Raw genomic sequence first — 20,869 nt, 5'->3', positions numbered from 1 at the left:
ACTTTTATAGTGCCGCAGAGCGCAATAGTGACTTACTTTCGCATATTTTGGATCATCCGGCGCCAATTAACGTTATTCGGAAAAATCCGATACGCCAGGCAAGCCCGGTTTGCGCCAGGTAAAACGGCTCTTCCCGATGCAAAATCAAAACTATCCGAAACTATCCATTGGCCGCTGGTTAGCAGCATCAGTCTGCGCTATGATGAAATCAGCAACCATCGCTAACGTTGTTTTCAGGAGGGTATATGTACCGGAAAATTCTCGTCGCCTACAACGGCACACCCGAAAGCCGTTCCGCACTTTATTCCTGCATCCACCTGGCTCCCAGCCCCGAAGTTGAGATCCATCTGCTGGGCGTGATCAATCTGGCGACCTACCTGATGGCCGGCGAATTCGTCGCCGAATCCGCGATCAGGGCCGAGAAAACCCTGCTGGAACAAGAATTAATCAAGGGACACAAGCTGCTGACCGATGCCGGCTTGAAGCCGATCGATCATTTTGAAAGCGGCGAACCGGTCAATGTCATCAGTGACCTGGTCGGCAAGTTGGGAATCGATCTGGTCATCGTCGGTCACTCGCGCAAGAAGCCGCTGGCGACGCGCTGGTGGCGTGGCTCGGTGGATACGCTACTGGTTGAAAAAGTGCCTTGCAGCGTGCTGGTGGCGACCGATCCCTGCATTCCATAGAAGATTGGCGCCCTCTGCCGGACATCGCGTCCGGCAGTTGCGCATCATGACGGACTGGGCGCGCTGCCTGGCGTATTGCTTGATGTATTGGCTTGCGCATCGGCCGGCGTCGCAGCCAGCATCGTCAGCGGCAGTTCGATCTTCACCGTAGTCCCCTTGCCTTCCCCGGCCTTAAAACTTACCTTGCCGCCCAGGTAGGTCGCCCTTTCATTCAATCCGCGCAGGCCGTGCGTCGTGGTGTTTTCAAAGCGCTCCTGCGACATGCCGATGCCATTGTCGCGTACCGTCAGCGCCAGGCGATCCTCGTCGATATCGAGGATCACATCAACCTGCGTTGCCTGGGCGTGCTTGGAGACGTTGTTCAGGATTTCCTGCAGCATCCGGTACACCGCAATCTCGATCTTGTGATCAACCGCCACATCCTCGTCCGGCAAACTCGATTTGCAGACGATCTCGGTACGCTGGCTGAAATCTTCCAGCTGCTCGGCCATGGCTGCCTTCAAGCCGAACAGGTCCAGCATGTTGGGGCGCAATTCGGTCTGGATGCGGCGCGTGGTCGCCACCAGCGAGTTCAACAATGTCCGCATCTGCTCCTGGCGATTCTGCCATTGCTCGGTCGCCGGCAAGACCTTGTAGACGCCCTCCAGATGCATGCTGAGAGCGGTCAGGGAGGCGCCCATGTTGTCATGCAATTCGCGCGCAATCGCCCGCTTCTCTTCTTCGCGGATGGTTTCCAGATGGTTGGTCAATTCACGCAGCAATGCAGTGCGCTGGGCGATGGTGCGCTCCAGCTCCAGCTCGCGTCTCCTGAGCGAATCTTCGGCGCGTTTGCGTTCGCTGATGTCGGTGGCAATCCCGATCACGCCCATGACTTGCCCCTGCTGCCCGAACCAGGGCGCCTTGGTGGTCTGGAACGTGACGGTTTCGTTTGGCAGCTGCACGGTTTGTTCCAGCGTTTCCGACACGCCGCCGTTCATGATGCGGATGTCGTCGATGTCAATCCGGTCGGCGTCCTCGCGGCGCGGAAAAATCTCTCGGCTGCCGCGATACTTGGCCTGCTCCCAACTTAACGCCAACCGCCGCAGCGTGGCTGGATTGGCGAAAATCAGCCGGCCCTGGCGGTCTTTCACGAAAATCGGATCGTTGGTGTTGTCGCTGACGGCGATCAGCAAGGCGGTGGCCTCGGCCAATTCCGCCGCGCTCTGCAGACGAGCGCCGTATTCATGATCGACCTTGCCGCCCGCGCGCCAAAATATGAACAGGACCAGCACGCCGTCGATCAGGGTCAACATCGGCGGCAGGATACTGCGATCGTAGAAGCCCTGGCGCGCACCCCAATCGGCCAGCCAATGCAAGACAACCAGCAGGAACAACATTTGCGGCAACGAACGGCGCAGCATCTGCCCGCCCGGTGCGTGGCGGGTGATGATTGACATCAGCCGGTGCCGCGGGCGCGCCATCAGCAGCGCCATGCCGAACAGCAGGAAAGCCAGCGCCGACAAGATCGGGATGTTGGTCGAATACACCATCTGGGTCATCGCGGTGACCCGGTAAAAATATCCGAGCAACGGAATCGCACTGAGGAAAATCAGGGCGATCGCCAAGTATTCAGCAACATAGTGTTCTTTCCTGTCGCGCCGATCAAGCAGCAGCAAAGTCAGGCCGCACAACAGGAAGCCGAGACCCGCCACCGGATGCAGCGCGCCGAAAGCGTGCCAATCGATTTCAGGCGGCAAAGCGGCCAGGATGCGATCGAGCCAGCCAATGCCGCCAAGCGCAGCATGCAATAACGCAGTCGAGACAAACAACAGCAACAGCAACGCCAACCCTTGCGCCGCGATACTGAACGGCCGTCGCCGGCCGCCGCTGCCGACGCAATGCAACAGCAAGCTGCAGGTCGCGAGCAGGAAGCCTGCTGCAGTACCGGCACGCATGGCAATCAACGCCGACAACGGCAAAGAAGGTGTGAGCTGATTCAGGCAACTAACCAGCGCCAGGGCTGCCAGCACCATCACCAATACGGTTAGCCCAATCGCCGCCGCGGTCGTGCGCCAGACGTAGGTCTTGGTCGAGGCCAGGCTTTCCAGTGCGCGCGTTTTCAGCAACTCCTGATAATGGGGGTTGCGCGGGCCGGCGGTCTCGCTTGCTTTTGTATCCAAATAACCTCCCTGAACGGTGCTGCATGCCGGATGCGAGTCATCGCCATCTTCCGGCCGTCGCTTCAGGCTGAGAGTAAAAATAGAAAAACCCGCTTATGAAAAGCAGGCGCTTATTGCTTGAAACGAACCGACTCAAATCGGTTCAAAAAATGCGCACTTAGTGCGCGTGCAATCCGGCGCCCAGCGCCGCGAGCAAATCTCGCAACTTCGTGAGTTCCGAACTTTTATCAAAGAAAAACTGCACGCCGTACTGTTCGCCGACGCGTCGGAATGCATTGCTGACATTGTTGCTGAAAATGATCTTGAGCGAAGTGAGCGGCTTGCCGGACTCTGCCAGGGTGCGCAGCAGGCTCATGCCATTTCCCTGCTTGAGCTCGATATCCAGGATTAACACATCGTAAGCGCCGGTATCGATTTTCCGCAGGGCTTCATCTTCCCCTTCAGAAAATCCGGCCAGCACGATGCCGGGAATTTCATTCAGGGTTTCAATCATCAGATTTCTCACATCCAGTGAATCTTCCACCAGAAAAACCCGCAGCGGAGCTGTGCTGTGCCCTGTCTCTTGAGATGTTATTGTATGGTCCATATCGTTTGACGCTTGGAACATCCCTCATGATGAAGCATGCATTGAACCAGTTTTCCACGCCGGCGGCTGGCAAACCCGATATCCGGCTGGTAGCAATCTATTGTTTCCGTACCTACTTGACGCGTCTGGCGCCTAGTCGATCAGGTTATTCTTGATCGCATAATAAATAATGTCGGCATTGCTGGCCATGCTCATCTTCTGCAAGACGCGTGTGCGATAAGTGCTGATCGTCTTGACGCTCAAACACAGCTCATCGGCAATCTTGGTCACGCTCTCGCCCTGGCTCAACTTGTAGAATATCTCGTACTCGCGCGCCGATAACGTCTCGTGCAAGGGCTTGTCCTCATTGCTGGCAGGATCAGCCGTCAACAGCTCCGCAACGCCGTAACTGATGTACTTGTGGCCCTGCAGCACCGTGTTGATCGCCTTCACCAGCTCCGTCGCCAATGCCTCTTTCTGCACATAGCCGTCAGCACCGCTGCGCAGCACCTGTACCGCATAGCGGCTCTCGGGGTGCATGCTGAGCATCAGCACCGGCAATTTCGGTTTCTCGCGCTTGATCTGCTTGAGCACCTCGACTCCGCTTTTATCCGGCATCGCAATATCCAGCAACACGATATCGTATTCCTCGGCACGCACCATGCGGATCGCGTCCTGCGCATTGGCAGCCTCGCCGGCGATCTCCATTCCTGGAATCTCTGCCACGAAGAATTGAACGCCGGCGCGGACTACTGCATGGTCGTCAACTACCAGTATTTTTATCATCTGCTCTATCGTCGTAATCACGTAAGTATTTCAGCCCGTCGTCACCGACTTCGTCGTAGCAAGTAGCGACAACGAGGCCCAATTCCAATTTAGTGGCCTGTAACAACCAAATCAAGAGCGCCTGTCGCGTATCCGACCCGCATGGCGGCGTTGCAAATGCTCGCAATAGTCCCGCTATTGCTCCGCTGTGCGCCTTGCCCTGCGCGCCGAATACGCGCCCTTCGCCCTCGATTCGACCGTAGCTGCCCACTAGTGTGACGTTGACTGACAGCAATGTAAACAACGATTAAATTCAGATGAAAAATGCTGACCGCATTTACTTGCCGCGCTCACCCTCGGCGGCCGTGACGCATGCCTCTTTGGTGGGACCGGCCTGGCCGTCACACTTGGCGAGCGCAACCTTATACCGCTCCTCCGCCCGCTCATCACGCACAGCAGCTTTGGTCTGCGATATTTCCTGCTTGGCATTCGCATCCGTTAGCGCATTGGCTTCGTCGGCTTTGGCCTGCTTGACGCATACATCCTTGGCATTGCCAGCCAATCCATTGCATTTTTCACGGGCGACTGCATAGTCGGCCTCGGCTCCTTCCTTGCGCGCACTCGCCAATGCCTTTGGCGTTTTCTTGTACGCTGCCTTGGCATCCTGCGTCGTGTGCTCGCGTGTCGCCTTGGCTTGCTCGACACATACGTCCTTGCCGTTGCCGCTCAGGCTATCGCATTTTGCCAGGTCGGACTTGTAAGTGGCGTCCGCCGCATCTTCTGCGGCCTTGTAAGCTGCCTTGGCATCGTTTGCGGCCAGCGCCAGCGAGGCACCGGTAAAACTTGCGGTACTAATCAGCGCGGCTGCGATAAGTCTTTTGATCGTCATCAGAATTTTCCTTTTCTGTATTGAGGCATGAAAAACGGCCGCGCTATCAGGCGCGGCCCGCCGCTTAGAATTGGTGATCCTTGTTGCGCTCTTCAAATTCACGGATCTGCTTTTCGGCGTCTTCCTTGTTCAGGCCGTAAGCCTCCTGCACGCTACCGATCAATTGGTCGCGCTTACCGGCGATCTGGTCGAGCTTGTCGTCGGTAAGCTTGCCCCATTGCTGTTTCACGTTACCCTTAAACTGCTTCCAGTTACCTTGGATGATGTCCCAGTTCATTGCTTGCTCCTTCACGGTTTTGAATGTCTCGACGGTTATCGTCAAGAGCAACATAGCGGCTGCGCCAACGCGCAAGACCTGGATGATGAGTGATGCCGGCCTCATCGGTCTGCCATTGCCGCCGCGTTTGCATCGTGAGTCAATACTAACCAGCAGCTCCTGGAGCCGCTATAGGACAGCTACGGTTTGATTTGTAGGACAACAGGAAGCAGCAGCCAATACACGGGTCGCTATCCATGTGTAAAATTGCCAGCTTGTCACTGCGATGAGCCGTTTCCTCAGGCAAATTGTCATTACATCAGCTATTACACGTCTTAAAAGGAATGAGTCATGAGAGTCAGTCGTTATCTGAGCTTCTGGGGAGTGCTGTTACTGACCTTGGTTCTTGCCGCCAGTGCCGCAGCTGGCAAGCTGGCGTGGTGGTGGGCCGTGGTTCCCGGCTTATTGACCGCACTGGGCATTTGGGACATGAACCAGCGCAGCCATGCGATCCTGCGCAACTATCCGCTGATGGGCCATTTCCGCTTCCTGTTCGAAATGATCCGGCCTGAGATGCGCCAGTATTTTTTCGAAAGCGATAATGACGGCGCGCCGTTCACCCGCAAGGAACGCAGCCTGGTCTATCAGCGCGCCAAAGGTGAAGTCGACAGCCGGCCGTTCGGCACCGAGCTTGATGTCAAATTGCGCGGCTATGAATGGGTCGGCCATTCGCTGTCGCCGACCATCATCGCCAGCCACGATTTCCGCGTGATCGTCGGCGCCGAGCGCGCGCAGCCGTATTCGATGTCAGTGTTCAACGTGTCGGCGATGAGCTTTGGTGCGCTATCGGCCAACGCCATCCGCGCACTGAATCGCGGCGCAAAAAAAGGCGGCTTCGCGCACGATACCGGCGAAGGTTCGATTTCGCCGTACCATCGCGAATTCGGCGGCGATCTGCTGTGGCAAATCGCTTCCGGCTACTTCGGTTGCCGCAACGGCGACGGCAGTTTCAATGAAGAAAAATTCGTGGCGCAGGCAACCTCGCCGCAAGTGAAGATGATTACCGTCAAGTTGTCGCAAGGCGCCAAGCCTGGTCATGGCGGCGTGCTACCGGCGGCCAAGATCACGCCGGAAATTTCGGCTACGCGCGGCGTACCGATGGGCGTCGACTGTATCTCGCCTGCCACCCACTCCTCATTCACGAATCCGATCGGCTTGCTGGAATTCATCCAGAAACTGCGCACGCTGTCCGGCGACAAACCGGTTGGCTTCAAACTCTGCGTCGGCCATCCGTGGGAATTTTTCGGCATCGTCAAAGCCATGCTGCAGACCGGCATCCTGCCCGACTTCATCGTCGTGGACGGCTCGGAAGGCGGCACTGGCGCGGCGCCGCTGGAGTTCGTCGATCACGTCGGCATGCCGTTGCAGGAAGGCTTGCTGCTGGTGCATAACGCCCTGGTCGGCGCCGGCCTGCGTGACCGTATCAAGATCGGCGCCAGCGGCAAAGTGATTACCGCCTTCGACCTGGCGCGCACGCTGGCGATCGGCGCCGACTGGTGCAATTCGGCGCGCGGCTTCATGTTTTCGCTGGGTTGCATCCAATCGCAAAGCTGTCATACCGACCGCTGCCCGACCGGCGTGGCAACCCAGGATGTCGGCCGCCAAAAAGCGCTGGTGGTGCCGGACAAGGCCGAACGTGTGTATCGCTTCCATGAAAGCACCTTGCACGCGCTGCAGGAACTGGTACAGGCGGCCGGCTTGCCGCATGCCTCGGCGCTGCGCGCACATCACATCGTGCGCCGCACGTCCGACCACGAAGTGAAACTGATGTCGGATTTGCTGCACTACCTGAAACCGGGCGATTTGCTGAACCAGAATTATCGCTATCCGGTCTTTGAGAAATACTGGCCGATATCACGTGCCGAGAGCTTCCATCCGGCAGAGCCAATCGCGGTAAGCATTCAATAAAAAAAAGCCAGGGTTGTTCAAGACCCTGGCTTTTTTATTTGCGATACCTTATTCAGGCTTCGGCATCCGGCTGATTTTGCGGCGCTGCCTTGACGAAGGCTTCCAGCTGTTGGCAGTTTTCGTGGATCCGCATCAAGGTCGGCATCGCCGACAAATCGCATTTCAAGCGCTGCGCGTTGAATATCTGCGGGATCAGGCAGCAATCGGCCAATGTCGGCGTATCGCCGTAGCAGAATTTGCCCGTACGCTTGTCGCGAGCCAGCGCTACTTCCAGCGCCGCCAGGCCGCTCTCGCACCAGTGGCGATACCAGGCGTTCTTGGCGTTCTCGTCGACCTTCAGCTCATGCACCAGATAACGCAGCACGCGCAGGTTATTGATCGGATGCGTATCGCAGGCTATCGAGAGCGCAATACTGCGCACGAAAGCCCGGTCCAGCGGCGTTGATGGCAACAGCGGTGGCGTCGGATGGATTTCTTCCAGATACTCGATCATCGCCAGCGATTGCGTCAGCACATGCTGGCCGTCAGCGCCATCGTTATCATCCTCGACCAGCGTTGGCACCAGGCCGTCGCTGTTCAAGGTGCGATACATCTGGCTCAATTGCTCACCGCCGTGCTTCAGCAAATGCACCGGCACGATGTCGTACGGGATGCCCTTCAGGTTCAAGGCAATCCGCACGCGATACGAAGCCGAGCTGCGGAAATAGCTATACAGTTTCATCGATTTATACTCGAATCCCAGCCTTAGACCAGGCGCACCCGCAGATCGCCGACACCCGCTACCGAACCCTCCAGCAGATCGCCCTTTACCACCGCACCGACACCAGCCGGGGTGCCGGTAAAGATCAGGTCGCCAGCCTGCAGTTCGAAATAGGCCGACAGCTGCTCAATGGTTTCTGCAATATTCCAGATCATCTGGTTGATATCGCCGCGCTGGCGCAATGCACCGTTGACGTCCAGATGGATATCGCCCTGCTCGATGACGCCGGTGGCGCTCACAGGATGGATCGGCGAGATTGGCGCGGAAAAGTCAAAGCCCTTGCCGGTACACCATGGGCGGCCCAGCTTCTTGGCTTCGCCCTGCAGATCGCGGCGCGTCATATCCAGGCCGACGGCATAGCCCCAGATATGCTTGACGGCTTCGGCAGCAGGAATATTCTTGCCGCCGCTACCAAGCGCTACCACCAGCTCGATTTCGTGATGCAGATCCTGCGTCATCGATGGATACGGCATCTCGCCGATGCTGCCATGCGCGACCGGCAGCACTGCATCGGCCGGCTTCATGAAGAAGAACGGCGCTTCGCGGCCGCTACTGCCCATTTCCTTGGCGTGCTCGGCATAGTTGCGGCCAACGCAATAGATACGATGCACTGGAAACAATTGATCGTTGCCATCGACAGGTACTGCCGCTACGGCTTTTGGGGGGAAAGCGAAGTTCATGAAAGCTCCTTTTTCAATACCGCCGGAGTGCCGGCATGGGGGACAATATCCTGCTTAATTCTTGCCTAGGTAACTGCCGAGACGGCGCACCGCTTCCTGCAGATTTTCCATCGAGGTCGCGTATGACAGGCGGATGTAATGCTGTGCAGTGTGCGCACCGAAATCCAGACCGGACACCATGCTGACGCCAACTCGGTTCAGGATGTCCTTGACCAGGCTGTCGGCATCGCCGCCATCCTTGAGCAGATCGCTGCAATCGGCATACACGTAGAACGCACCATCGGGAATCACCGGCACCTTGAAGCCGAGCGCAATCAACGCCGGCACCAGGTAATCGCGACGCCGTTTGAATTCATCCTTGCGCGCCTCATACAAGGCCAGCGAATCTTTTTCAAAGCAGGCCAGCGCGGCGTGCTGCGCAATCGACGACGGACAGATGAAGAGGTTCTGTGCCAGTTTTTCGATAGGCGGCACCAGCGCTTCCGGCAGTACCAGCCAGCCGAGACGCCAGCCGGTCATGTTGAAGTATTTGGAGAAACTGTTGATGACGATGATGTCGTCGCCCAGCGACAACGCCGAAAACGGTTCGGCATCGTAGCTGAGGCCTTGGTAGATTTCATCGACGATGGAAAAACCACCCTTGGCGCGCACGGTGGCAATGATCTTCGCCAGTTCGCTGTGCAGGATCGAGGTGCCGGTCGGGTTCGACGGCGACGCCAGCAGCACGCCTCGCGTATGCTCGCCCCAATGCTCGCGCACCATATCATCGGACAATTGGAAACGCTCGGCCGGACCGCTGGCAATCATCTTCGCCTGGCCGTCGAAGGCAGCGACAAAGTGACGATTGCAGGGATAGGAAGGATCAGGCATCAGCACTTCGCAGCCCTTCTCCACCAGCGCCGCACAAGCCAGCAGCAAGGCAGCCGAAGCGCCTGCGGTGACGACGATACGCTCGGGTGCGATGTCGAGGCCGAATACTTGCCGATAATGCGCCGAGATCGCTGCGCGCAGCGCCGGCAAGCCAGTGGCGGAGGTGTATTGCATCTTGCCGTCGGCCATGGCCTTGGCGGCTGCTTCGATGACCAGCGGCGCTGCGGTGAAATCAGGTTCGCCGATACCCATGTGGATGATATGGCGGCCTTCGCGCTCCAGCGCCGCAGCCATTTTTGCCAGCTCCATCACGTGGAACGGAGCGATATTGTCGAGACGTGAAGCCAGGTGCGAGAATGTCATGAATACTTTTCCGAATGGCGCGGCGCTCTCGGTCACCAAACTGACACAAGGCTAACGCCGCACCTGAAACACGAAGCCTGTATCGATTCGCAGGCGTAACGAAGCAACTGCTTCGTCACCCACATTATTTACCGATTCAGGATTTCTTGCCGGCGTCGATTTCGGTCGCGCGCGCCTTGGCCGCAAATTTATCCAGCACGCCGTTCACATACTTGTGGCCGTCGATGCCGCCGAACGATTTGGTCAGTTCAACCGCCTCATTGATGACAACGCGATAGGGAATTTCGACATGGTTTTGCAGCTCGAAAGCGCCGATCAGCAACACCGCGTGTTCCACCGGCGACAGTTCGCTGATCTTGCGGTCGATCAATGGCGCCAGGCCGGCGCGCAATGTGGCCGCATCCTTGATCGCGCCGTACAGCAGCGAGTTGAAATGTTCGGCATCGGCCTTGTCGAAGCCATGCGCCTGGCGGATGTTTTCGCTGATGGCGGTCACGTCTTCGTTGTTCAACAGCCATTGATACAGGCCCTGCAACGCGAATTCGCGCGCGCGGTGACGTGGCGTGCGGCTCTTGCTCGGATTGGCGTGCAAAGTTTTATTGGTCATAATTTTTCCAGCTTGTAGTAAAGCTTATCGATAAAGCTCATTGGTCATTCCAAGGCCGGTCTTGCGGCCGGCCTGCAACTCTTCTTGTACATCGGTCCGGTTGCCGATGACTGCTTGCCGCGATTGACTGGCAACCGGCAAACCGCCATCGTCCAGACGATTTTATTCTTCGCTGGTGGCTTCAGCCAGTTCTTCCAGCGCGATCGACAGATTGGCCATCTCGACCGCTACGCGCGCAGCATCGGTGCCCTTCTCTTCCATGCGGGCTTCGGCCTGCTCGTCGTTCTCGGTGGTCAGCACGGCATTAGCGATCGGGATGCCGGCATCCAGGCCGACGCGCGTGATGCCGGCGCCGGATTCGTTCGAGACCAGTTCAAAGTGATAGGTCTCGCCGCGAATCACCGCGCCAATGGCGATCAGTGCATCGAACTGCATGGTCTCAGCCATCTTCTGCAGCGCCAGCGGGATTTCCAGTGCGCCCGGAACAGTGACGTGCAGGATGTCTTCATCGGCCACACCCAGGTGCTTCAACTCAGCCAGACAGGCCGACATCAACCCGTGGCATACATCTTCGTTGAAGCGGGCTTGCACAATACCGATGCGCAAATCTGCACCATCCAGATTGGTTTCGTAAATTCCGACTGTCATGGTTTTCCTCTTTATACGCACCAGGCGCTTATCTACTAATTGTTATACAAAAACGTGTCAAATCCAGCTACTGCACTCTACTACTCAGCGTTCGGCTTGTTTTGATATCCGGTAATTTCCAGGTCATAGCCTGTCATCGAAGGCATCTTGCGCGGGCTGGCCAGCAGTTTCATCTTGCCGACGCCGAGATCCTTGAGGATCTGCGCGCCGATGCCGTAGGTCCGCAGGTCAACCCGTGGCGCCGGTGGCTTGACGCCGCCGCTGCAAGCCGCTTCCAGTGCCGCAAACTTGGCGAAAATCTGGTCTGCCGATTCTTCGCAATTCAGCAGCACCACCACGCCGCACGGCGAAGCGGCAATCGCCGCCAGGGCCGAGGCCATGTTCCAGGAATGGTTGGTCGCTTCGGTTTCCAGCAGATCCAGGATCGATACCGGCTGATGCACCCGCACCAGCGTTTCCACATCCGGCGATGGTGTGCCGTGCAACAGCGCCAGATGCGCGCCGCCGCTTGGCGTATCGCGATAGGCGATGGTCTTGAATGTGCCTTGCGCGGTATGCGTGGTGCGCTCGGCGAGCCGCTCGACGATACTTTCGTGCTGGCCGCGATAGTGGATCAGGTCGGCAATCGTGCCAACCTTCAAGCCGTGTTCCTTGGAGAACTCCAGCAAGTCCGGCAGGCGCGCCATGGTGCCGTCTTCCTTGAGGATTTCGCAAATCACGGCGGCCGGTGTCAGGCCCGCCATTTCGGTCAGGTCGCAACCAGCTTCGGTATGGCCGGCGCGCATCAGCACGCCGCCCTTGCGCGCCTTGATCGGGAAAATATGGCCAGGCTGGACGATATCGCCAGCCTTGGCATCTGCCGCTACCGCAACCTGGATGGTGCGCGCGCGGTCGGCGGCTGAAATGCCGGTCGTCACACCTTCGGCGGCTTCGATCGAGACGGTGAAATTGGTGCCGTAGGCTGTACCGTTACGGCTGGTCATCATGCCCAGGTTGAGCTGGTCGCAACGCTCTTCGGTCAAGGTCAGGCAGACCAGGCCGCGCGCATGGCGAACCATGAAATTGATCGCCTCAGGCGTCACAAAATCGGCGGCCAGGACCAGGTCGCCTTCGTTTTCACGATCTTCTTCATCCACCAAAATAACCATGCGTCCGGCACGGAGTTCGGCAATGATTTCCTCTGTAGTTGCAATTGACATGCTTAGCCTTGAATTCGCCTTGAAGATAACCGGCCCGCAAGCCGCCTTGTGAGCGGTCTGCGGCCAGCTGGTATCCGCTATAAATCGCGCTGAATTGATAATAGTTCATGGCCTGCGGGCCGCTGCATGGCGGCGCTGGCAAGCCAAAATAAACCCGAGGTGGCTATTTTAAAGGATTTAGCAGACTGAAAATGTTTTACGGACACTACTTTGCCGTACTTTCGCCTGAACAACCGATCTACAACGCTCCCGACTCGCTCAAGCCGCCATTGGTTGCATTTTAGACAATGCATCCACCAGCAAAATCGGGTCGCCCAGCGCCAGCCTTTTCGAATCCGACAGCGCCTGCCGGAACGATTTAGCGCCCGGCATGCCGGCCATCAGGCCCAGCATGTGGCGCGTAATGCTGTTGAGGCGCAAACCGTTGCCATCGCGGCCGTACAGGGCCAGTTGCTCGCGAATGTAAGGCAGCATGGCCTCGATCACCTCGGCCCGGGTCTTCGGCACTGCATCGGCATCGCCGAAATAGCGCGCGTCGAAATCGGCCATCAGGTAAGGGTTGTGATAAGCCTCACGCCCCAGCATCACGCCGTCGACGTGTTGCAAATGCGCATCGATTTCAGCGGTAGTCTTGATCGCGCCGTTGATGATGATTTCCAGCTCCGGGAAATCGCTCGCCAGCCGGTAGGCATATTCATACTTCAGCGGCGGGATTTCGCGGTTTTCCTTCGGGCTCAAGCCCTTCAGGATCGCATTGCGCGCATGTACGATGAATGTCTGGCAACCCGCTTCCGCCACAGTGCCGACAAAATCGCGGACAAATTCATAGGATTCAGTCTTGTCGATGCCAATCCGGTGCTTGACGGTGACATCGATAGACACCGCATCCCGCATCGCCTTGACGCAATCCGCCACCAGCGCCGATTCCGCCATCAGGCAAGCACCAAAAGCGCCCTTCTGCACGCGCTCGGACGGACAGCCGCAATTCAGGTTGATCTCGTCGTAACCCCATTCTTCACCCAACTTGGCGCTCTTGGCCAGATCAGCCGGCTCGCTACCGCCCAACTGCAAGGCAACCGGATGCTCGACCTTGTCGAAGTTGAGATGGCGCGGCACATCCCCATGCAACAACGCCCCGGTCGTCACCATTTCGGTGTACAGCCAGGTGTGGCGGGTGATTTGACGATGGAACACGCGGCAATGCCTATCGGTCCAGTCCATCATCGGCGCAACAGATATGCGCCGCTTCTTGTAATTACTTGATTTCATTGAGATAAACGACTGTTTTCCGGCATCTTGGTGATGCAAATTATGCGCTGTATTGCTCAGTTTTATGATTGTTTTTGCAACACCATTGAATCCGATTTGCATCAAGGAACATGGCATGTGTCACAAAACGAGGCGCATCTTGATTCGCGCAAATTCGGCGAAAAGGAGGTCAGTTTATCATCAAGTCATTTCTGACCAAGGGAAAGGCGCTGGAATGAACTCGAAAATTCGAGGGCAAGAGCGATACCTATCAGATTAGTTGATCGCCACTCCAAGGCAATGCGAGTTACTGGTGAGGCATGAAGTGTGTCCTTGCAAGACGCAACCCCGGTTCTCCCGCTAGCCCGACACATGCAAATTAGAGTCAAAAATCTCCATCGTTAGCGCGAAAGAAGTAGCGGCCCAACACTATAGATTCACCCTTGCGACAAACGGGGAAAGGGACTCCCCGGGTCACCTCCGGAATTAATGATGCACATCCCGCGTTGAAATTCTAAAATTGCCTCTTGTTGCAAAGGCGTAATTTGTTGCCGGCTGGACACTTCATTCACCCTGTCGCTTAACGCCCCTAAACTAAGCGATGGATCTAAATATCTGGTCAAATAATTCGGATCCATTGAGGCAGTTCGCTTTGAGACTCTGTCGCCACTCGCCTGTGAGCTGCCTATTTGTAGAAAGTGCTCCAAAAGACGAACTAATAACTTATCATCACCAATTACATAAGACATCCAAGTTTGTACTCCATCAAGACCATCCCACTCAAGCCAACATGTCAAAATCAGCGGAAGGTTAGGAAGATTTAGTAGTGATCCGTCATTCATTTGCGACCTAAGCTTTCGAACTATTAACGCTTTGATTTGTGAAACAGTCTCTGCGCTCAGAGAAAGAAGTATCGAGTCTCGACCGCCGGCTTTCTCCACGTTTTCTGGCTTCTGAATTTCTTCAATGAAATTTACGTACGACGTCGCCGTTGAAAGCGCAGATGCCTCCTTGATCACGAAGATTAACCACGCCTCCAAAGTATTCGATGGTATTTTAGCCATGAGGTGCTCTAGGCAAAATGACATTTGCCATGAGGCTGGCGCTGAAAAAAATCCGGCTGTCCGTTCGCCTGGCCGCTCTAGGAAGCGATCACCAATTCGAAACAATGCTTCCGAGCACGCTTGGCAAAATATCGGATCGAGATCATCGATATCGCGAATTCTTTGAAATATCTCGACAGCCTTTCTATTGCCATTTGTTTTCTGGTCAAGTAGAAATTGCCATGCCGCAACCAGTGCTTCAACATCGCGGTGAGCGGTGAACGCCTGAAGCTCTGATCGAGTTAAAACCCTGGGCGAAATGCCGAACTGAAAATATGTAGGAAACATCGAATCGTCACACACTCTCCCGGCAGCCTTCCATTCCCGAAGAAAACTTGATCCATATGATGTATTTCCCCATATATTGTTTAATCGAGGAAAGATTCGCTTAATCAGTTGCTTCATCGACGCTCGACGAAACTCTGGAATTGCTGAGATCCACGCCTCATGAAAAATCTTTTCGTCTGCGTGCTGGCTAGACCCAGATGAGATTAACCCTGTAAATCTTTCCGGATTGTCTCGAATGGTGTTGTATACATACGGAAGAAATATTCGTAGGAATTCAAGCGCAATAAAATCTACCGTGTTCACTTCTCCACGGACTGCTGGGAAAGTTACGGATAAGGCATTGACTATCCGAACTAAATCTCTAGGTTTCTTGATAAATGATTTGAGGCCATCCTGAAACACATTCCACCAATAGCTTTCGTCAAATTCGGGGTCCTTCACGTCACCAAAAAAAACATTTAGATCATCAATAAATTTTTCTGTTAATTGTACCGACGTGACCGAGGGTAAATTAAACGGTACTTGAATGATTTTTTCAAGATATGCCTCCCCATTTTGGAGGCCCATTGATCCTTGTAAGGCCTGCGCCACAAGAGCTCGATCAAAGGCAAGAAGATAAATCACATTAGGGAAATCTGCGAGTGCCTTAATAACCTTGAAGACCTCTCGGATTTCGTCGGGCGTCAAACGATCTATATCGTCTACCAACACGACAAATCTCTGATTCGTTTTTTCAAGTGCCTTAGATATTTCCTCTTTAATGGTAGGAATGTCTTTTGTATTTTTCTTATTAACGAATCCGCTCGCGCCTTTTACGACCGCACCGCTCCCGGGCAAATAGCTATTCGCTCCCATTGCCACCAATTGAGTGATTCCATCCGAATAGTCTGCCAACTTGCTTCCAATTTTTTTGAATTTTTTGTTTTTATCCGGCAGCCTGCTTCGGAATTGGCCCAAAAATTGGGATGCAAGTTGGTTGCGATCATTAAACCACCAAGGATTAAATTCAATAATGATTGGGGGTGCTACAGGCACTGGCACCAAATTAGCCAGTCGGCCAGGCGAAACTATTTTTGAGCAATGTGAGACGATACCTCGTAGAAAACGGAGTGACGTAGCTTTTGCTTCCTCAAAAGTCGTTAGATCAGATGGGATCGGATCAGACTCATAGGATATGTAATATTTAACAAATTTCAACAGCGTTGACTTCCCCGAACCCCACACGCCATCGACTCCCATAACCAACCCACGTGGATTAGGGGTTGTGCGAATAGCATTCGCTATTGAATGGGCGAAAGGGGCGTATCCAAATGCATCGAGCTTGGGATCAAACTGTGGGCTGTCAGCTGACAGATTTACGTTCAAGGTAGTGATTTTCGGCGCTCCTCCGGAGCTGGTTTCATTTTCGCTCAATTGTCAATTCCCACTGAAATTTTTTGTTAGACAGCTGTGAACGGCTAATTTTCCTTAAACTTCCCTAAGCATGCGTCAAATTGCATCATTATGCCCCCCCGGTAACGCTGCAGGGAGATTGGGCTACAGGGTGGAGCTGCGATACATATTGAGTCAAAACCGACCAATTTAGTGGACAAGCGTGGCGAGGGATGACTGCACGCGCCGGCTCATCCGTCGCTTCTGTTGTTGGGGAAAATAGGGTCAAGTCTTGCAATGACATACGTCATGCCTAGCCGGCAACCCGCATTACGTCGAATAGCAATCCAATAATCCGATAGGCTAATGTCGAGAGCGTTCCATTGCTGCCGCAGGCAACTTCTCGAACCGGTTCGTAATGATCGCGTACATTATGAACCTCGCCAAGGAAAGAAAGATGAAAAAAGCAAATCTCCTCATTTCGATTGCCACTCTTTTTGGTGCGGCTTTATCACCCGTAAGTGCGCAGGCAGAAAACATTCCTCCGGTAAGCGTTACCGCCTGGGGGATGCATCGCGGCGGAGCAGTGGTATACAAATATCAGATAAAAAACGCCGGTACCAATCCGATCAAGACATTCACAATCGGATTCAACCCTGCCGATACCAGCGCCAACGGCGGAGCTGAATTGGCTACGATGCCGAATTCGAAAAACAAATCGTTCTGGTTATCTCCCGATGTCGCAACCAGTCCAACCGGATGGGGCGTGGCTTTTAAATTTCCCGACGAGAGTCCTAAATTTCTACTGCAATGGTCCGAAGGAAACTATGAAGCCAAATTGCGTCCAGGAGCATCACAAGTCCAGGGAGCGCCAGTCGTCGCCAATCCGGCAAACGACATTCCGCCTGGTGCCAGCTGGGACGGTTTTTCGGTCAATTTGGAAAAGGCGGATTTCAGCTACGTAAGCGGGCACGCTCTCGTGCTATATGGGGATGACACTCTTTCAATTCCAATCAAGAAAGGCGACACTACTCCACCTAAATTGGCAGTCGCCATTGGGCAAATTTCTAAAACTGATGCCGCCAGTTCCGTGCTGAATATCAATGTCACGACAAGCGACAGCTACGATCCGTCTCCAGAAATTGTGCTGGTCTCTGTCACTGCAAACCAAGCGCTCAATCCCAGCGATGTTATTGCAGCAATCGGCAAGGACACGCGCCAAATTACTGTCAGCAATGCACCTGGCAGAATCTATGAAATAAAGTACGCAGCGATTGATGCCTCAGGTAACAAGGCGACCCAGATTGTTTCTTATCAAATAAAGTGACAAAAAAAGTTGAACATGAGGCTACGCATCGGCTGCCAGCATTTCCCTTTGCGCCGCTTCTCTTGCCCTCATCGTCCAACCTGATCAAGAATCAAGAATGACGGCGCCGCAAAAAGCGCAGCATCAATAACAACAAAACTATGACGCCAACGATACCCGGCCAAACCCACTTCAACAACGGTGACGACACCCCACCAGCGCGCAACTCCGCAACGCGCTGGGGCGTCACCTTTGCTGCCGGATGACCAAACTGCTGCGTCAGGAAGTTGCCGAGCGTGGCGATCTGTTCGTCGGACAGACTGCGCGCAAAGGCTGGCATGGCCACGCCGGGGACATCTGCCTGCCGTTGCACGCCTTGCAGTATTGCCATCACCAGATTGTCGCCGTTGGACCGCCCTAGCGCGGTGTTGTTGAACAACGGTGGCAGGCCGCCGTCTGGCGTGCCTTTGCCGCTGGCCTGGTGGCAGCTGGCGCAGTAGGCATCGTAAATTTGTGGGCCGGTCATCTGGCGATGATCGGCGGGCCAGGCCACGCCGCGAATCGATCCGGTGTAATCTGCGGCGGCACCCCATGCATCGGTGGGCCGGGTATCGGCGGCGTCATGGATCGGGGTTGTCTGCTTGAGCCAGCTTGCCAGTGCATGCAAGTCCTGGTCGTTCAGGTGGCGCAGGCTGTGATCGATGGCTTCGGCCATCGGACCGGCGGCCTGGGCTTTGAGGCCGGCGCGGCCGGTTTTCAGGTAGGCGGCGAGTTCTTCGACGCTCCAGTTGCCGATGCCGCTGTTGGGATCCGATGTGATATTAGGCGCATACCAGGTACCGAGGCTAGCGCCGGCCAGGCTGCGTGCGCTCAGCTCGCCCATGGTGCTGCTGCGCGGCGTGTGGCAGGTGCTGCAGTGGGCGAGCGCCTGGCCGAGATAGGCGCCGCGGTTGATCTCAGCGCTCTTGCCGGGGTCGGCAACAAACGGCTTGCCGTCCAGGTTCATCGCGTTCCATGCCGCCAGCGATAGCCGCACATTGAAAGGAAACGGCAGCTCGGTTTGCGGTGGCTTACTCTCGACGGCCGCAACGCCTTGCATGAAATAGGCATAGAGCGCGGCGACATCGGCATCGGTGATGCCGGCGTATGCCGTATATGGCATGGCCGGATACAGATTCGCACCGTCCGCGCGCTTGCCTTTGCGCAGCGCATCCGTAAATTGCTGCAGGGTGTAGTTGCCGATACCGTTGTCTTTGGACGGCGTGATGTTGGTCGAAATAATCGCGCCGAGCGGCGTGGCAATCGACGCGCCACCGGCAAAGGGCTTGCCGCCGGCGGCGGTATGGCAGGCGATGCAGTCGGCGGCGGTGGCGAGGTATTTGCCACGTTGCACCAGCAATGTATCGTCGCCGGTCGCTGCATGAACAGAGGCCGACAGGAATGTCGCAACGAGCAGCGCGCCCACGGTTTTTACCGTAACCAGATTCCGCATCGATATCTTCTTCGTTATTTTTTTCATCGTTTGGATCCTCGCGGCCATCACAGGGAGGCCTTGATCGATTCGCTGCTGCGCAAAGCCAACGCCACCGCGGTCAGTGTCGAATTGACGGTGGCCGAGGTGGGCATGATGCCGGTGCCGGCGATGAACAGGTTTTCGTGATCGTGGCTGCGGCCGTGGCTGTCGACCACCGAATCGGCCGGGTTGCTGCCCATGCTGAGGGTGCCGGTGATGTGCTGGTTATTGCTGTACTTGCCCTCGTCGCTATACCGCAGGTTGGTGCCGCCCATCAGCGCGGCAATCTTGCCGTATTCGATGCGCGCCAGCGCCATGCCTTTATGGATGTAATCATCCATCTCATAATGAATCTGCGGCGTCGGAATGCCGAGCGCATCCTTGCGCGGACTCAGCACCACGCGGTTCTGCGGCAGCGGCAATTGTTCCATGACGTTCTTCAGGCTGACCTGGCGCGCCGCGCGATGGCGCAACTGCTGTTCCAGGTCGACGCCATAGACGCCTTTGGCGATCAGCTCCTGTGTCACCGCCAACACTTGTGAGGCGTCGCTGATGTCGATGCGGTAGGCGGCGCTCTCGCTGCGGAAGGCGCCGTCGCGCAGGTGATTGATGGACGCCGGGCTCATCGGGCCGCGACCTGGCCAATTGGCCTCTTCTGTTTCGAAGGTCAACTTGTTGCTGGGGTGATCCATCAAATGACGGCCGACGGTGTCGGAACTGTTGGCCAGACCATTGGGATATTTATCGCTGGCGGACAACAACAGCAGTTTCGGGCTTTCGATGCCGTTGGCGGCGAGGATGAAAACCTTGCCGGTAACGCGCGTCGATTTTTTATCCGGATCGTAGTAATGCACGGCGGCGATACGGCCTTTGGCGTCGTGCTCAATGCGATACACGACGGCATTGACGAGCAGCTTGACGCCGGCGGCTTCGGCCGCATCCGCCGCCAGGCCGCCGTGATACTGGGCATCAATCGGACAGATCGGCATGCAGTTATTGTTGCCGCAGCAGGCTGGCCGGCCGTCGTAGTTCTGGCTGTTGCGCGCCACCGTGTTTTCGATGACCTCGTAACCGGCTGGCGCCAGGCGCTCGCGGAAACGCCGCTGCGCCCAGGATTCGGCGACCGGCGGCATCGGAAACGGCTGGCTGCGCGGCGAGCCGTTTTTGGTCGAGCCGGTGACGCCCATCCTGATTTCTGCTTCGAGATAGAACGGCTCCAGTTCTTCGTACGAAAGGGGCCAATCGCGGCCGACGCCATACAGGGTTTTCATACGCATATCGTTGGGCAGCACACGCCAGGCTTGCGCCGCCCAGTGCCAGGTAGTGCCGCCGACCATGCGGATATATTCCGCCGGATACGGATACGGGCCAGCCTGCACCAGATAACCGTTATCGCTCGGCTTGTATTGCGGATGCGGCGCCCATGGCGAAAACGGATAGGGCGACATGAAGTCATCCTTGCGCGGCGAGTTGCGGAAATTGGCAACGATGGCGCCGCGATCAAAGCGCGGACCGGCTTCCAGCATCAGCACCGAGGCGCCCTGCTTGGCCAGCCGATGCGCCAATGTTGCGCCGACGATGCCGGAGCCGATGACGACGACGTCAGCGGAGGTGTTGTCGCTCAT

18 protein-coding genes are annotated in these 20,869 nt (G+C 56.1%); 3 read left to right on the top strand and 15 right to left on the bottom strand.

Annotation, left to right across the window (positions count from 1 at the left end; genetic code table 11):
* The first annotated feature begins 245 nt into the window (after positions 1-245).
* On the top strand, positions 246-686 hold the full coding sequence (locus ACIPF8_RS21560) for a universal stress protein (RefSeq protein ID WP_400425160.1): 441 nt from the start codon (positions 246-248) through the stop codon (positions 684-686).
* Between the two features lie 44 nt (positions 687-730).
* Here ACIPF8_RS21560 and ACIPF8_RS21555 read toward each other — a convergent pair whose 3' ends face one another.
* From ACIPF8_RS21555 to ACIPF8_RS21535, 5 genes are all read right to left on the bottom strand, one after another.
* Positions 731-2,845, bottom strand: a complete 2,115-nt coding sequence (locus tag ACIPF8_RS21555) for a PAS domain-containing protein (protein ID WP_400425157.1) — start codon at positions 2,843-2,845, stop codon at positions 731-733.
* A gap of 157 nt (positions 2,846-3,002) precedes the next feature.
* On the bottom strand, positions 3,003-3,452 hold the full coding sequence (locus ACIPF8_RS21550; RefSeq protein ID WP_400425155.1) for a response regulator: 450 nt from the start codon (positions 3,450-3,452) through the stop codon (positions 3,003-3,005).
* A 111-nt stretch (positions 3,453-3,563) separates the two neighbouring features.
* Positions 3,564-4,196, bottom strand: coding sequence for a response regulator (locus ACIPF8_RS21545; RefSeq protein ID WP_400425153.1), 633 nt, complete (start codon positions 4,194-4,196; stop codon positions 3,564-3,566).
* Positions 4,197-4,512: 316 nt separating this feature from the next.
* The gene (locus tag ACIPF8_RS21540) at positions 4,513-5,064 is read right to left on the bottom strand and encodes a hypothetical protein (protein WP_400425151.1); all 552 of its coding nucleotides are present in this window, start codon (positions 5,062-5,064) and stop codon (positions 4,513-4,515) included.
* A gap of 64 nt (positions 5,065-5,128) precedes the next feature.
* Positions 5,129-5,341, bottom strand: a complete 213-nt coding sequence (locus tag ACIPF8_RS21535; protein ID WP_400425149.1) for a CsbD family protein — start codon at positions 5,339-5,341, stop codon at positions 5,129-5,131.
* 330 nt (positions 5,342-5,671) lie between these two features.
* On the opposite strand from ACIPF8_RS21535, the gene ACIPF8_RS21530 reads away from it, so the two are divergent.
* The gene (locus tag ACIPF8_RS21530; protein ID WP_400425147.1) at positions 5,672-7,288 is read left to right on the top strand and encodes an FMN-binding glutamate synthase family protein; all 1,617 of its coding nucleotides are present in this window, start codon (positions 5,672-5,674) and stop codon (positions 7,286-7,288) included.
* Between the two features lie 52 nt (positions 7,289-7,340).
* Here ACIPF8_RS21530 and maiA read toward each other — a convergent pair whose 3' ends face one another.
* The 8 genes from maiA to ACIPF8_RS21490 all read right to left on the bottom strand — a co-directional run bounded on the left by maiA (position 7,341) and on the right by ACIPF8_RS21490 (position 16,467).
* A complete protein-coding gene (gene maiA / locus ACIPF8_RS21525) occupies positions 7,341-8,009 on the bottom strand; it encodes a maleylacetoacetate isomerase (protein WP_400425145.1) in 669 nt (222 codons plus the stop codon).
* A gap of 23 nt (positions 8,010-8,032) precedes the next feature.
* Positions 8,033-8,728, bottom strand: coding sequence for a fumarylacetoacetate hydrolase family protein (locus ACIPF8_RS21520; protein ID WP_400425143.1), 696 nt, complete (start codon positions 8,726-8,728; stop codon positions 8,033-8,035).
* A 54-nt stretch (positions 8,729-8,782) separates the two neighbouring features.
* Complete coding sequence (locus ACIPF8_RS21515) at positions 8,783-9,961, bottom strand: pyridoxal phosphate-dependent aminotransferase (RefSeq protein ID WP_400425140.1); 1,179 nt, start codon at positions 9,959-9,961, stop codon at positions 8,783-8,785.
* Positions 9,962-10,097: 136 nt separating this feature from the next.
* Positions 10,098-10,568, bottom strand: coding sequence for a transcription antitermination factor NusB (nusB, locus tag ACIPF8_RS21510; RefSeq protein WP_400425137.1), 471 nt, complete (start codon positions 10,566-10,568; stop codon positions 10,098-10,100).
* A 162-nt stretch (positions 10,569-10,730) separates the two neighbouring features.
* Positions 10,731-11,216, bottom strand: coding sequence for a 6,7-dimethyl-8-ribityllumazine synthase (gene ribH / locus ACIPF8_RS21505; RefSeq protein WP_061534210.1), 486 nt, complete (start codon positions 11,214-11,216; stop codon positions 10,731-10,733).
* An 80-nt stretch (positions 11,217-11,296) separates the two neighbouring features.
* Positions 11,297-12,415 (bottom strand): bifunctional 3,4-dihydroxy-2-butanone-4-phosphate synthase/GTP cyclohydrolase II, encoded by a 1,119-nt coding sequence (gene ribBA, locus ACIPF8_RS21500; protein WP_400425134.1) that lies wholly within the window; start codon positions 12,413-12,415, stop codon positions 11,297-11,299.
* A gap of 258 nt (positions 12,416-12,673) precedes the next feature.
* Positions 12,674-13,684 carry a tRNA dihydrouridine(20/20a) synthase DusA gene (dusA, locus tag ACIPF8_RS21495; RefSeq protein ID WP_400425131.1) on the bottom strand — a complete coding sequence of 337 codons (1,011 nt, stop codon included), beginning with the start codon at positions 13,682-13,684 and terminating at the stop codon, positions 12,674-12,676.
* Between the two features lie 416 nt (positions 13,685-14,100).
* The gene (locus ACIPF8_RS21490) at positions 14,101-16,467 is read right to left on the bottom strand and encodes a P-loop NTPase fold protein (RefSeq protein ID WP_400425128.1); all 2,367 of its coding nucleotides are present in this window, start codon (positions 16,465-16,467) and stop codon (positions 14,101-14,103) included.
* A gap of 415 nt (positions 16,468-16,882) precedes the next feature.
* Here ACIPF8_RS21490 and ACIPF8_RS21485 point away from each other — a divergent pair, with 415 nt between their 5' ends.
* On the top strand, positions 16,883-17,752 hold the full coding sequence (locus ACIPF8_RS21485; protein ID WP_400425125.1) for a hypothetical protein: 870 nt from the start codon (positions 16,883-16,885) through the stop codon (positions 17,750-17,752).
* 91 nt (positions 17,753-17,843) lie between these two features.
* Here the strand turns inward: ACIPF8_RS21485 and ACIPF8_RS21480 are convergent, their stop codons facing one another.
* Together ACIPF8_RS21480 and ACIPF8_RS21475 are read right to left on the bottom strand one after the other, a co-directional pair.
* Complete coding sequence (locus ACIPF8_RS21480; protein WP_400425122.1) at positions 17,844-19,250, bottom strand: cytochrome c; 1,407 nt, start codon at positions 19,248-19,250, stop codon at positions 17,844-17,846.
* 20 nt (positions 19,251-19,270) lie between these two features.
* Positions 19,271-20,869, bottom strand: coding sequence for a GMC family oxidoreductase (locus tag ACIPF8_RS21475; protein ID WP_400425119.1), 1,599 nt, complete (start codon positions 20,867-20,869; stop codon positions 19,271-19,273).

This window comes from Collimonas sp. NPDC087041, assembly GCF_044745265.1.
Classification (GTDB): Bacteria; Pseudomonadota; Gammaproteobacteria; order Burkholderiales; family Burkholderiaceae_D; genus Collimonas.
Note: the sequence above shows the minus strand (reverse complement) of the source record. Positions and strands in the feature narration are given on the sequence as shown.

What these genes read in the sequence shown, in the direction of transcription:
- ACIPF8_RS21560 (WP_400425160.1), top strand. Translation starts at nt 246, where the DNA reads ATGTACCGGAAAATTCTCGTCGCCTACAACGGCACACCCGAAAGCCGT.
- ACIPF8_RS21550 (WP_400425155.1), bottom strand. Translation starts at nt 3,452, where the DNA reads ATGTTCCAAGCGTCAAACGATATGGACCATACAATAACATCTCAAGAG.
- ACIPF8_RS21545 (WP_400425153.1), bottom strand. Translation starts at nt 4,196, where the DNA reads ATGATAAAAATACTGGTAGTTGACGACCATGCAGTAGTCCGCGCCGGC.
- ACIPF8_RS21540 (WP_400425151.1), bottom strand. Translation starts at nt 5,064, where the DNA reads ATGACGATCAAAAGACTTATCGCAGCCGCGCTGATTAGTACCGCAAGT.
- ACIPF8_RS21535 (WP_400425149.1), bottom strand. Translation starts at nt 5,341, where the DNA reads ATGAACTGGGACATCATCCAAGGTAACTGGAAGCAGTTTAAGGGTAAC.
- ACIPF8_RS21530 (WP_400425147.1), top strand. Translation starts at nt 5,672, where the DNA reads ATGAGAGTCAGTCGTTATCTGAGCTTCTGGGGAGTGCTGTTACTGACC.
- maiA (WP_400425145.1), bottom strand. Translation starts at nt 8,009, where the DNA reads ATGAAACTGTATAGCTATTTCCGCAGCTCGGCTTCGTATCGCGTGCGG.
- ACIPF8_RS21520 (WP_400425143.1), bottom strand. Translation starts at nt 8,728, where the DNA reads ATGAACTTCGCTTTCCCCCCAAAAGCCGTAGCGGCAGTACCTGTCGAT.
- ACIPF8_RS21515 (WP_400425140.1), bottom strand. Translation starts at nt 9,961, where the DNA reads ATGACATTCTCGCACCTGGCTTCACGTCTCGACAATATCGCTCCGTTC.
- nusB (WP_400425137.1), bottom strand. Translation starts at nt 10,568, where the DNA reads ATGACCAATAAAACTTTGCACGCCAATCCGAGCAAGAGCCGCACGCCA.
- ribH (WP_061534210.1), bottom strand. Translation starts at nt 11,216, where the DNA reads ATGACAGTCGGAATTTACGAAACCAATCTGGATGGTGCAGATTTGCGC.
- ribBA (WP_400425134.1), bottom strand. Translation starts at nt 12,415, where the DNA reads ATGTCAATTGCAACTACAGAGGAAATCATTGCCGAACTCCGTGCCGGA.
- dusA (WP_400425131.1), bottom strand. Translation starts at nt 13,684, where the DNA reads ATGAAATCAAGTAATTACAAGAAGCGGCGCATATCTGTTGCGCCGATG.
- ACIPF8_RS21485 (WP_400425125.1), top strand. Translation starts at nt 16,883, where the DNA reads ATGAAAAAAGCAAATCTCCTCATTTCGATTGCCACTCTTTTTGGTGCG.
- ACIPF8_RS21480 (WP_400425122.1), bottom strand. Translation starts at nt 19,250, where the DNA reads ATGAAAAAAATAACGAAGAAGATATCGATGCGGAATCTGGTTACGGTA.
- ACIPF8_RS21475 (WP_400425119.1), bottom strand. Translation starts at nt 20,869, where the DNA reads ATGAGCGACAACACCTCCGCTGACGTCGTCGTCATCGGCTCCGGCATC.